This window comes from Pseudomonas jilinensis, from assembly GCF_003586265.1.
GTDB classification, from domain to species: domain Bacteria; phylum Pseudomonadota; class Gammaproteobacteria; order Pseudomonadales; family Pseudomonadaceae; genus Halopseudomonas; species Halopseudomonas phragmitis.
Map to the genome: position 1 here is coordinate 1 of NZ_QJSA01000004.1, position 11849 is coordinate 11849.

An 11849-nucleotide genomic window follows, 5' to 3' on the forward strand; every position below is an offset into this window, starting at 1 on the left:
GTTGCAAGGTTCTGGTGTTCCAGCAACTGCCCGAGTCCACGCCATACACGGAAGCCCTACATTCCGATCTATGTCTGATGGGGTGGTGGTGCATAGCAGGGCTCAGCATGGATTGCTTCAGGCCTTCGGCCGTTCGCAATGACGGTGAGGTGGATTTTGGGCATCTGTTGTATATGCCTGGGCTGCGTATCTATCCGGGTCATTACGAGCGCGCTGCGCTGGAGTGCCTGCGAATCACCTCTCGTTCATGGCGCTGAAAGTGGTATCAACTTCCCACCCAGCCACCGCAAACAGGAAAAACCTGGCCTACAAAGCAGTTGGCGGCGTCGCTGCACAGGTAGGCGGCGAACAAGGCATCCTCTTCGGCAGTTACCAGTCGCCCCAGTGGTACTTCACGGTTCAGGCGTGCCTGGAATGCTGGGTTGGCCTGCACTTGCGCTGGGAAGTAGGTGGGGTTGTCGACAAAGTTCTGGGCAATCGCATTGACCTGAATATTGTGCTGGGCCATTTCCGCACCCACTGCGCGAACCCAGGCCAGTTGGGCGCCGCGAGCGGCACTGTAGCTGGAGGCGCGCTTCATGCCGCGTAGCGCTGAGGCGCTTCCCATCAACAGAATTTTTCCCGCGCCGCGCTCAATCATGCGTGGCAGACAGTGGCGTGCCAGTCTTGGCAACGGCTCAACCAAATGCTTGAACAAGTGGCTCCACTCGGCGTCATCGACGTCAGTAGCTGCTGTACTGGGGGCGGGTACACCGAGATTGAGTAGTAGCACGTCGATGTCACCAGCCGCTGACAGCAGTTCTGTCACGGCTTTGGCAGTGTCGAGCGCCCGTGTGTCGGGGATGACAACGGCTCCACATTGGTCCAGGGTCTGGTGCAGGGCGGGGCCCATGAATGCGTCGGCCTGGGTCAAGAGAATACGTTTTCCGGAGAGATTGCACAGAGTCATGATGGCTCCCGATGGGCAAATGTGTTTTTTTGTATGTGTTGCTAAAGTCGGAACGCTTTTGGGTCGATAACACAACTATGGAATAGATTCTATTGCCCGGAAGGTGTAGACGCTCGGTCATACCTGCGGCGGGTATTACGTTGACATAGTGAGTGGCGGCCTGCGTGGTACGTCAAGGAGTTTCTGGATGGGTGGTGTGTTGCGGTCAATGGGGTTTGGCGCACGGCTGACGGTGATGATGGTTGGCCTGGTGTTGGCGGCGGTACTGGCGGTCAGCACCCTGGTGTTTGTGTCCTTCCGCGAATCCTTTACCCAGGCGACGCTCGATGAGCTGGAGGCGACTGGTCGGCTCAATGCCGAGTCGTTTGTCGACTGGGCGCTGGCCCGTCAGGATGAAATGCGTTACCTGGCCAGCCTGGATGCCGCTATCGACATTGATGAGCTAGGACTTGAGCATTTGCTGGAGCGGATTGCCGCGGCGCAGGGGTTCTACGACACGATTTTCTTTGTCGCACCCAATGGCCGTGGAGTGGTCGGGGTGGCCTACGATGGACGGGCCCGGGTATTGAGCCGGGAAGAGGCTCAGGCTTTCGATGTGGCCGATCGGGAATGGTTCCGTCAGGCGATCAGCGGCCAGGACTCCTTCTCCCAGCCGGTACTGTCGCGGGCGACTGGTAATCGGGTCAGCACCGTGGCGATCCCGGTCCGGCGTGATGGCCGGATAATCGGGGTGGTACGCGGCGCCGTACGAGTCGACACCATTCTGAAACGGGTCAGTGAGCTGAACCGTGGTCCGGGTAGTGAGATTTTCCTGCTCGATAATCAGGGCGCACCGGTTACTCCGGCCAATTCGTTACGCAACATGGATCAGCCGGTCAACAGCGACGCCGGACGGGCGATGGCGGCTGGCCGCAGTGGCGTCGGGATCTACCCCAATGCCGCCGGGGTTCCGGTAGTGGGCAGCTATACCTTTATTCCGCTGCTGGGCTGGGGTCTGGTGCAGGAAACCGAGCGCTCGGTGGCGCTGGCCGAGGTTAACGCTGTGCTCTGGATGCTGGTGCTGGTGACTGCCGGGATTCTGGTAGTGGCGGTGCTGGCCTGTCTGTCGCTGGTGCGTTCTGTGGTCAAGACCCTGGGCGGTGACCCCGAGTATGCCGCTGCCATAGTGCATCAGGTATCCGAAGGCGACCTGACCGCGACCATCCAGCTCAAATCCGGTGACAAGAGCAGCCTGCTGGCGTCAATCCATACCATGCAGAACAGCTTGCGGACCATGCTTGGTGAGGTCAGCCAGTATTCCGAACAGGTGGCTGCGGCGGCGACTGAGCTGACTCAGATCAACGAGGAAACCGAAGCCGGGATGCAGCAGCAGAACACCCAGATCAACAGCGCGGCGGCCGCCATGAATGAAATGACCGCTACTGTTGAAGAGGTAGCGCGCAACACGCTCAATGCTGCCGATGGCGCCAAAAAGGCCAGCCAGGATGCCGGGCAAGGTCGGCAGGTGGTGGCTGGTACAGTGCATGCCATCGATCAACTGGCCCAGGAGATCAATAACGCGGCGACGGCTGTGAGCGACCTCAAAAGCGATAGTGACCGGATTGGCTCGGTACTGCAGGTGATCGAAACCATAGCCGAACAGACCAACCTGCTGGCGCTCAACGCGGCTATTGAAGCGGCGCGGGCCGGTGAGAGTGGGCGCGGTTTTGCGGTGGTGGCCGATGAGGTTCGTTCCCTGGCCAGCCGGACCAAGGATTCAACCACCGAAATTCAGGCGACTATCGAGAAGCTTCAGAGTGGCGCGCTGAAGGCCGAGAACCAGATGCACAACAGCCGTGAAGGTATGCATAACGCGGTTGGCCGAATTGCCGAGACTGGCGAGTCGCTGGAGCGGATCGCCGAAGGGGTGCTGATGATCGACGAGATGATGCAGCAAATCGCCAGTGCCGCCGAGGAACAGAGTGCTACGGCCCGGGAGATCAACCAGAATATCCACGGCATCAATGATGTGGCCGAACAGACCGGGCGTAGCGTTGAACAGTCGACCCAGGCCAGCGAATCGCTGGCCCGGTTGGCGGAGCAACTGCGTTCGCTGGTATTGCAGTTCAGGGTGTGAAGTGACGTTCGAGAAAGCTCAGCAGTAGCAGGTTGACGGTCTTGGGTTGTTCCGCCTGAATCCAGTGCCCGCAGTGGGGCAGAACATGCTGCTCCACTGCCGGTACCACGCTGGGCATTTTCTCGATGGTGTAGGCCTCAAGCTGGCCTACCGGGTCGCGATCACCGATCAGGAACAGGGCTGGCTGGTGGATCAGGTGGCCAGCCAGATCGGCGGTGCGTTCCCAGCTGCGCTCGAAGTTGCGATACCAGTTGAGCGGGCCACGAAAGCCGTTTTTGCTGAAGGTATCGACATAGACCTGGAAGGCTTCATCGGGACACCAGGCTGGCGGTTTGCCTGGGTCTTCCAGGTCGTCGAGCCAGCGTCCGTCGGCGGGCTTGTCCTGGGCCAGATTGTTCTTGCCATTGGACAGGCCGTGCATCAGCAGGCGCAGGGTGCGCGGGACGTTTTCCTCCAGCTCGGCCTCGGCCAGACCGGGCGTCTGGAAGTACAGAATATAGTGAAAGCGGTCCTGGTAGTGTTTGCGCATGGTGTCGATGGCCGGGCGCTTGGGGCGTCCACCAAAAGGTACCGACAGGCCGCCGACGACCTGGACTCGCTCGGGCTCGAGCAGAGCCAGGTGCCAGGCGACCGGAGCGCCCCAGTCGTGCCCGATCATGGCGACCCGGCGATGGCCGAGCAGGTCCATGGCCTGACGGATGTCGTCGCACAGGGTGATCAGGTCGTAGGCGGCGGGGTCTTGTGGTGCGCTGCTCAGGCCATAGCCACGCATTTCCGGGGCGTGTACCCGGTAGCCGGCTTCGGCCAGGGCGTGGATCTGGTGACGCCAGGAGTACCAGCATTCGGGGAATCCGTGCAGCAGCCAGACCGGCTGGCCGTCGACCGGGCCGCTGATGTGCAGGCTGAGCTGGATGCCGTTGACGTCCAGCAGATGCGGTTCTATGGCGTTCATGATGCTCTCCATGGGCATTGAAAACACCCACTATGGCAAATCCGGCCGCTTTGCGCCGGGCTATTCAGCGGACGAAGCGACCATCATGCATTGATGCTATGGACACTCCGGATTTATCGCGGCCTGGGCGCATGCGAGGATTCGGGGCTTTACTGGGATGTGTGGCAATCATAACGAGTATAGCGAGGCACCTACTCATGAGTTGGCTTAGATCCCTGAACATCAGCGCCCGTCTGTGGCTTATCCTTGGCGCATCCGTGCTCATGCTGTTCGCCCTGGGCAGCCTGATGCTGCAGCAGCTCAATAACCAGTTGTACGCCGGCAAGGCGGAAAAGACCCAGCATGTGGTTGAAAGTACGCTGGGGATTTTGCAGCACTTTCATCAGCGTCAGCAGAGTGGTGAGCTGGATCGTGAACAAGCCCAGCAACAGGCCATGGCGCTGATTCGCCAGCTCCGTTACGACGGCCAGGAATACTACTGGATCAACGACCTGCACCCGCGCATGGTCATGCACCCGACCAACCCAGCGTTGGAGGGCGAAGACCTGTCCGGCTACCGGGATCCGGATGGCAAGGCGCTGTTCAATGAGATGGTTGCAGTGGCTCGTGGCCCTGGTGCCGGTGTGGTCGACTATCGCTGGCCCAAGCCGGGTTCGGCCCAGCCGGTGGAAAAGGTCTCCTATGTGCAGTTGTTCGAGCCGTGGGGCTGGATTCTCGGCTCGGGAGTGTATATCGACGACATTCGGGCGCTGTTTTGGCAGCAGGTGCTGCGGGCGGCCTTGCTGGCGGGTGTGATTGCGCTGTTGCTGGGGCTGTTGATCATGTTCATCGCCCAGAGTATCAGCCGTCCGTTGCGGGCTTCGGTCGCGGCTATGGCCGATATAGCCACTGGCGAGGGCGATTTGACCCGGCGTCTGGATGAGCAGGGTGCTGACGAGCTGACGGCCCTGGCCCGGCATTTCAATGCCTTCACTGGCAAGCTTGCTGGAGTGGTGCGGCAACTGCTCAGTTCGGCTGGGGCGCTGGATCAGTCGGCACTGCGTCTGGGCGATGTGGCTGGCAGCACACAGGACAAGAGCGGCAAGCAGTCACAGCAGATGGAAATGATCGCCACAGCGGTCAACGAAGTCAGCTATGCGGTGCAGGATGTGGCCAAGAATGCTGAGCATGCTGCAGCCGAGGTGCGTCAGGCTGACGATTATGCCCGTGCCGGGCAAGCCAGTATTGAACAGAGCCTGACCCAGGTGGACCAATTAGCTGTGACCATGAGCCGGGCGGTGGTAACCATGGAGTCTCTGGCCCAGGACTCGAACCAGATTGGTCGGGTGCTGGAGGTGATCGAGGCCATTGCCGAGCAGACCAATTTGCTAGCGCTCAATGCTGCGATTGAGGCTGCGCGGGCTGGCGAGCAGGGCCGGGGTTTCGCTGTGGTGGCTGATGAAGTGCGGCTGCTGGCTCAGCGCACGCAAAAGTCCACGGCCGAGATTCAGCAAATGATCAGCACCCTGCAGAGCAATGCCCAGGCGGCGGTCAAGGTAATCCATGATGGCAGTGAAGCTACTCAGGTAACGGTGCAGCGGACCACGGAGGCGGGTAGCCAACTGGCCCAGATTGTTACCGCCCTGCAGACCGTCAATGGCCTGAACGAGTCGATTGCCAGTGCTACCTTGCAGCAGTCGCATGTGGTGGACGATATCAACCGCAATGTCACCGAAGTGGCCGGTTTGGCCCGCGACAATGCCGAGTCGGCGGACGAGTCAAGTCGTGCCAGCCAGCAGTTGACCGCGCTGGCGCGGGAGTTGAATCAGGTGTTGGGGCAGTTCCGGGTGTGATTGGGAGAAAGGGGCCGGGCAGAGCGTCAGGCTGCCCGGCGATCCTCAGAAACTTACCGCATAACTCAGGCTCCAGGTTCGCCCTCGGCCGCGATAGTCAAAGGTTGAGGCTGGCGCATAGGCGCTGTAGAACAGAATCGCCCGCTGCCCCCAGACGCTGGTGTAGTCCTTGTTCAGCAGGTTCTGAATGCCAAAGCCGAGCTGGCCTACCGGCAGTTGACGTTCGACCAGCAGATCCCAGGTGGTATAGCCGTCGATGCGATTACCATCGTCGTCTTTCAGATTGAGGCTGTGGATGCCCTGCAAGCGTACGTTGGTCAGGTCATCAGCCCAGCCGCCCCAGGCCGTGACCTTGGACGGACTGGCCTGGGTCACGTTCTGTTTTTTCCAGTCACCGTCGGCCCGCAGTTCCGCACGCGTCAGGTGGGTGCTGGTGCCCAGTTGCCAGTGGGTGGTCGGCCGCCAGTTGAGCTGGGCTTCCAGCCCGTAGTTGCGTTTCTTCTCGTCGTTGACCTGGACTGCCAGGGTATTGCGGTCATAGCTCAGGCTTTCATCCGACCAGGCGTAATAGGCTGCCAGCTGGGCGTCCAGGTCGCCACGGTACAGACGCCAGCCCAGTTCGGCCTGATTGGTCTTGATCGCCTTGAGCGGCTGGTCGGCCACACTGACCCCGGCGATCAGCTCGCGGTGGCTGCCGTTGTAGGCATACTGCCCCTGACCGTAGTACTTGCCTGGGTCGGGGACTTCGTAACCTTGCGACAGGTTGCCCCAGAGCTGCTGGCCCTGATCGATGCTGAAAACCGCTCCAAGGTTGACCAGGGTGGTGTTGTAGCGGTTCTTGCCTCCAGGTACCGGGTCGGCGCCTGAAGCCAGGCCGAGTGCGACCCGGACCTGTTCTGCGGCGGCAATGAAGTCATCGACCTTGACCCGGTAGCGCTGCTGACGAATGCCTGCGGTGGCCAGCCAGCGCTGGCTGAGTTGCCATTCGGCCTGGGCGAAGGCGGCCAGACTGTCCACCTCATAGCCTGGATAGCGACCGACCTTGTCGAATTTGGCAAGGTCGAGACCGCCGCTGGCCTGTGCCCTGGAGAAGTCGAACAGGGTCTGGTCGGCTTCGAAACTTTCGTGCTCCAGATCCAGTCCGTAATTGAAGCGCCAGGCTCCCTGCTGACGGCTGAAGACCGCCTTGAGTCCGCTCAGCTCGGTATCCTGCTCGGAGGCGGCGAAATAACCGGAGGCTACGTAGGGAAAGGGGTGAAAGTTGAGCTTTTCCCGGCGATGGTAGGCCTGGAGGTTGACGTTGTGCCCCAGCAGTTCGCTGAGCCGGTAATCGGCGCTTAGTTGCAGGCGCTCGGTGCGCGGTTCCAGATCCGAAGACAGGCCGCGGCGAATCTCCACCTGTTCCGGGTAAGGTGGGTACAGCGCTGCCAGGTTGGGGCCGAAATACAAGCCCTTGTTGCCCTCATAACCGGAGTCGTAGACCTGTGCGTTCAGGCTCAGGCTCTGGCCATCTGTCAGCGCCAGATCGAGGTTGCCCAGCAAGTCGATGCTGCGGTTGTACTGCATGTCGGTCTGGGCGATGTCAAAGATCACCTGATCGCCGTTGGCATCCCATGCGCCGCCATTGTCCTGGCCGGCCAGTGCCAGGCGTCCGACCCAGTGCTGGTTGCCGCCGCTGATCGCGGCGCCGGCCCGTAGATCGCGGTCGTCGCTGGCTTCAAAGCCGCTGCGTACTCCGGCCTCAAGCTCATAGCGGGGACCGCCAATCTGACCACGCTTGGTGACGATGTTGATGACTCCGCCTGTAGCCCCGCCGCCGTAAACTGCACTGGCGCCGGACAGCACTTCAATGCGTTCTATGTTAAACGGGTCGATGCTGTCGAACTGACGGCTGACATTACGTGAGCTGTTCAGCGAGACTCCGTCGATCATCACCAGGACTCCGCGACCGCGCATGTTCTGACCGTAGTTAGTGCGTCCCTGGGAAGCAATGTCGAGGCTGGGGACCAGATGAGCGAGTGCCTCCTTGAGGGGTACGCCAGCACTGAACTGGGCCCTGAGCTGTTCGGCATCAATGATCCAGGCATTGCCGGGAATATCGCTGATGCGAGTGGCAACCCGTGAGCCGACCACGACTTCGCTATCCAGTCGGGTGCTGCTGGCGTGGGCGAAAGGCAGAGGCAAAAGGCTGGTGATGGTAGCGCCAAACAGAGTCCAGCGTAGGGCGGGGGACAACATCTCGGGCAAGGCTCCATGTGCATGAATTGAGGGTGTTATTTATATCAAATGATAATCATTATCTGAAATATTTTGTTTATCTTTTGATTTTGTTGAGATTGGCTTTGCGGCTCTGAAAAGACCGTGCCAGACGGCAGAACTGGCAGAACTGGGCTATCTTGAAGTCACCTTGAAATCACCTTGAAACCGCTGCCGTATCTGCCCTTTTCCAGAGGCCCGCATGAACTCATTGGGACGACGTATTTCGCTGCAAGGGTTGCTGGCCAGCTCAATCGTGCTCTGCCTGTTGGTCATGCTGGCGGTGGTGGTGGTACAGGGGTATCGCGGTGCGGAGGCGGCAATGCTGGCGGCGGCCAATGACTCGGCTCGGCAGTTGGGCAGCACCCTTAACGAACGGGCCGGGCGGCTGATCAATCCGGCTGAAAGTGCTATTCGCCTGCTGGCCCATGATCCTATTGCCGCTGCCACCGATCTTGAAACACGGCTGCAGCGCATCCCCGTGCTGGTTGAAACCCTGAATGCCAATGCGACGCTAAGTGCGGTGTATATCGGTTATGCCAATGGTGAGTTTGTTCTGGTTCGGCGCCTGGAAAACCCCGAGTTCAAGGCCCGCATCGAAGCGCCAGAGATGAGCGACTATCTGGTACAGACCATCAGTCTCGATGAGCAGGGGCTGACGCAGGGCAACTGGCTGTTCTACGACCTGGCGTTTCGTTTGCATGATCGTCGGGAAATGCCGGATTACCGGTTCGATCCTCGTACCCGGCCCTGGTACAAGCAGGCGGAGGCGTCCGGCAGTCTGGTGCTGACGCGACCATATGTGTTCTTCACCACCGGCGAGGTTGGCCTGACCATGGCCATGTATAGCCTGACCGGGGATGCGGTGATCGGTATGGATGCTTCGGTCAGCGATCTGGCTGGTGAGGTCGAGGATATGCGCCTGACACCAGGGACTGAAATGGCTGTGGTCGGGCATGATCTGGAGGTGATCGCCTATCCTGAGCTGGAGCGGGTTATTCGCAGCGATACGCAGGGGCCGCGTTTGGCCAGTCTGAGTGAATTGAACATTCCGGCGCTGAACCGGCTGGCGACCTTTGACCGCGCCATGACCAGCCCTCAGGCGTTTGAGGTGAATGGTGCGGCCTGGTACGGATTAAGCTTGCCGCTGGCCAGTTTCAATCAGGCTGATGCCCGGATTCTGATTGCCATTCCGGCCTGGGAGCTGCTCAGCGGTGCTCGGCGGATCCTGATCAATCAGGCGCTCTGGGCGCTGGCGCTCATGGGGGTATTGATTCTGGCCGGTTGGGCGCTGGGCCACCGTCTTGGGCAGCCGCTGAAGACTCTGGCCGATCAGGTCAAGGCACTGGCGGATTTCGATTTCAGTCGCCCGCCTGGAGTGCGCTCGCAGATTCGTGAGGTAGACAATCTCAGCCAGGTGATCGGCAACATGGCCAAGGCCATCGACAACTTCCAGGCCATCAGTCTGAATCTGAGCAGCGAGCCCCGGCTGGATCGGATGCTGGATACCCTGCTGGTCAATCTGGTCGACATTGCCGGAGCCGAGGCCGGGGCGGTGTATCTGGGCAGTGAGGATGAAACCCGGTTGCAGCGTGCGGCCGCCTTCAAGGGTGAGCACTACCCGGACAGCTTCGAGCTGGATGCCGCGCTGCGTCAACAGCCGGCGCTGGAGCTGGCCCGGCGCCTGGACCGTGAGCAGTATGACCTGACCCTGGTACTGCATGATCGCAAGGGCGAGCTGCTGGGGGTGGTGGCGCTGCAGATGCCCGGCGCCACAGCCCCCCAGCATAGCCTGCGCCGGTTTATGCAGGAATTGTCCGGGGTGCTGGCCGTGGCGATCGAGACAAGGCAGTTGTTCGAAGGTCAGCAACGCCTGCTGGAGGCGATCATCAAGCTGCTGGCCGATGCCATCGATGCCAAGTCGCCCTACACCGGTGGCCATTGCGAGCGGGTGCCGCAATTGGCCCAGATGCTGGTGGACAAGGCTGTGGCAATGGAGCAGGGGCCGTTTGCCGCTTTCAGCCTGGATGATGAGCAGCGCTATGCCTTCCGGATCGCGGCCTGGCTGCATGATTGCGGCAAGATCACCAGTCCGGAATATGTGGTCGACAAGGCGACCAAGCTGGAGACCCTGTATAACCGCATTCACGAGGTTCGTACCCGGTTCGAGGTGTTGTGGCGCGATGCCGAACTGGATTACTGGAAAGCGCTGGCCAGTGGTGAATCGCAAGAGCAGTTGGCTGAGCAATTGGCGGCGCGGCAGCGGCAATTGCAGAAGGACTTTGCCTTGCTGGCCGAGGCCAATATCGGCGGCGAGTTCATGTCCGATCAGGTCCTGGAAGAGCTGCAGCGAATTGCCGGGCAAACCTGGTTGCGGCATTTTGATAACCGGATTGGCCTGTCTTTTGAGGAGCGTGAGCGGCTGGCCAGGGTGCCGCCGCAGTCACTGCCTGCCCTTGAACCTCTGTTGGCTGACCGGCCGGAGCACCTGGTTCATTGGGGCGAGCGCAAACCACCGGTACAGCGCGATGATCCGCGTAATCGCTGGGGGTTTGACATGCGTTTGCCCGAACATGCCTACAACCTTGGGGAACTGCACAATCTGAGCATTCGACGTGGCACGCTGACCGATGAAGAGCGCTTCAAGATCAATGAGCATATCGTTCAGACCCTGATCATGCTCAGCACCCTGCCATTTCCCAAAGCGCTGCGTGAAGTGCCTGACATCGCCGCTAACCACCACGAAAAACTCGACGGCCAAGGCTACCCGCGGCGGTTGGATGCCAGTCGCCTGGATGTTCCGGCGCGGATTATGGCGATTGCCGATATTTTCGAGGCGCTCACTGCCGCAGACCGGCCCTACAAGCCGGCCAAGACCCTGTCGGAGTCGTTGGCGATCATGACCCGCATGGCCGCTGAACGGCATATCGATGCCGAGCTTTATGCGTTGTTTCTGCGCTCCGGGGTGTACCGCGAGTATGCCGAAGGTTTTCTGCAGCCTGGGCAGATCGATGCAGTGGATGTCGAGGCCATGCTGGCGCCTTTGCGTGAACAGGGCGTACTCGACTAAAGCCAGCCCAGCTCCATGGCCAGTACCAGCAAGCTGACCAGCAGGGCGGTCATGCTCATTATCAGCGCCAAGCCGGAGTTGCCGCGCGTAGGGCCACTGGCGCTGAAGCCTTGCATGGGAAGCACTCCGCCCAATTGCAGACCGCGGGCTGGTGCTGAGGCGTTGCGTTCATGGCCGTTATCGGTTGGATCGGGCAGGCCCTGGAGCAGTTGCAGGGCCCGCTCGGTCAGATGGTGGTCAAAACGGTAAGGGTCAAAACGCTCGAACCCGTGCTCCTGCAGCAGGCGCTGCATATGCTGGTCTGCGGGCGCGTACTTCATGCTCCAATCAGGAAAGGCTAAGCGTGCGATCGGTTCGCTAACCAGCAGTTTGAGCTCGGTGTGGCGCCGGTCCTTGAGCAGTGTCCGATACAGCGCGTGGACCTTGTCCCGTTCGCCTTCCAGGCACTGGATAAAGCAGCCGTCGGCGTAATACAGCAGGCCAACGATTCCCTGGCGGGCATTGTTGAGGCGCGCACTGATCAGAATTCTGGCTACCGTGGGATCGATTCCGTCGATGTTGGGCGCGGGGCTGAAGGTCGCGCGACTGATGTAGACGATACGCACCAGTTCGGTCATGAAAAGCCTTGTACAGCGGGTGGTGTTACATGACAGCAGCATAGGCTTTTATGACCG

The 11849-nt window shown here is 60.4% G+C and carries 8 protein-coding genes and 2 pseudogenes; 6 read left to right on the forward strand and 4 right to left on the reverse strand.

Translation table 11 applies throughout. The features are described from left to right. Positions 1-257, forward strand: a 257-nt coding sequence (locus C2846_RS18720; protein WP_205890110.1) for a hypothetical protein, incomplete at its 5' end; no start/stop codon positions are given. Positions 258-265: 8 nt separating this feature from the next. On the opposite strand, the gene C2846_RS05000 is transcribed toward C2846_RS18720, so the two are convergent. Beyond that, positions 266-949, reverse strand: coding sequence for an SDR family oxidoreductase (locus C2846_RS05000; RefSeq protein ID WP_165443769.1), 684 nt, complete (start codon positions 947-949; stop codon positions 266-268). Positions 950-1187: 238 nt separating this feature from the next. Between C2846_RS05000 and C2846_RS19055 the strand changes: the two are divergent. Both C2846_RS19055 and C2846_RS19060 read left to right on the forward strand, forming a co-directional pair. Then, positions 1188-1937, forward strand: a pseudogene (locus C2846_RS19055) (cache domain-containing protein); the annotation flags it as partial. A 423-nt stretch (positions 1938-2360) separates the two neighbouring features. After that, positions 2361-3065: a methyl-accepting chemotaxis protein gene (locus C2846_RS19060; protein ID WP_420849013.1), complete on the forward strand. Its 705-nt coding sequence runs from the start codon at positions 2361-2363 to the stop codon at positions 3063-3065. Here the strand turns inward: C2846_RS19060 and C2846_RS05010 are convergent. Beyond that, a complete protein-coding gene (locus tag C2846_RS05010; protein ID WP_080049904.1) occupies positions 3055-4017 on the reverse strand; it encodes an alpha/beta fold hydrolase in 963 nt (320 codons plus the stop codon). The genes C2846_RS19060 and C2846_RS05010 overlap by 11 nt on opposite strands. 287 nt (positions 4018-4304) lie before the next feature. On the opposite strand from C2846_RS05010, the pseudogene C2846_RS19065 reads away from it, so the two are divergent. Together C2846_RS19065 and C2846_RS19070 are read left to right on the forward strand one after the other, a co-directional pair. Continuing rightward, positions 4305-4988, forward strand: a pseudogene (locus tag C2846_RS19065) (cache domain-containing protein); the annotation flags it as partial. 132 nt (positions 4989-5120) lie between these two features. Continuing rightward, positions 5121-5849 (forward strand): methyl-accepting chemotaxis protein, encoded by a 729-nt coding sequence (locus tag C2846_RS19070; protein ID WP_420849014.1) that lies wholly within the window; start codon positions 5121-5123, stop codon positions 5847-5849. A gap of 45 nt (positions 5850-5894) precedes the next feature. Here the strand turns inward: C2846_RS19070 and C2846_RS05020 are convergent, their stop codons facing one another. Then, positions 5895-8087: a TonB-dependent receptor gene (locus C2846_RS05020; RefSeq protein ID WP_119700856.1), complete on the reverse strand. Its 2193-nt coding sequence runs from the start codon at positions 8085-8087 to the stop codon at positions 5895-5897. 220 nt (positions 8088-8307) lie between these two features. Between C2846_RS05020 and C2846_RS05025 the strand changes: the two genes are divergently transcribed. Next, positions 8308-11175: an HD domain-containing phosphohydrolase gene (locus C2846_RS05025; protein WP_119700857.1), complete on the forward strand. Its 2868-nt coding sequence runs from the start codon at positions 8308-8310 to the stop codon at positions 11173-11175. Here the strand turns inward: C2846_RS05025 and C2846_RS05030 are convergent. Next, a complete protein-coding gene (locus tag C2846_RS05030) occupies positions 11172-11792 on the reverse strand; it encodes a BLUF domain-containing protein (protein WP_165443770.1) in 621 nt (206 codons plus the stop codon). The genes C2846_RS05025 and C2846_RS05030 overlap by 4 nt on opposite strands. Between the last annotated feature and the right edge of the window lie 57 nt (positions 11793-11849).

Bases quoted from the DNA above. Each gene is read 5' to 3' on its own strand.
- C2846_RS05000 (WP_165443769.1), bottom strand. From the start codon at position 949: ATGACTCTGTGCAATCTCTCCGGAAAACGTATTCTCTTGACCCAGGCC.
- C2846_RS19060 (WP_420849013.1), top strand. From the start codon at position 2,361: ATGACCGCTACTGTTGAAGAGGTAGCGCGCAACACGCTCAATGCTGCC.
- C2846_RS05010 (WP_080049904.1), bottom strand. From the start codon at position 4,017: ATGAACGCCATAGAACCGCATCTGCTGGACGTCAACGGCATCCAGCTC.
- C2846_RS19070 (WP_420849014.1), top strand. From the start codon at position 5,121: ATGATCGCCACAGCGGTCAACGAAGTCAGCTATGCGGTGCAGGATGTG.
- C2846_RS05020 (WP_119700856.1), bottom strand. From the start codon at position 8,087: ATGTTGTCCCCCGCCCTACGCTGGACTCTGTTTGGCGCTACCATCACC.
- C2846_RS05025 (WP_119700857.1), top strand. From the start codon at position 8,308: ATGAACTCATTGGGACGACGTATTTCGCTGCAAGGGTTGCTGGCCAGC.
- C2846_RS05030 (WP_165443770.1), bottom strand. From the start codon at position 11,792: ATGACCGAACTGGTGCGTATCGTCTACATCAGTCGCGCGACCTTCAGC.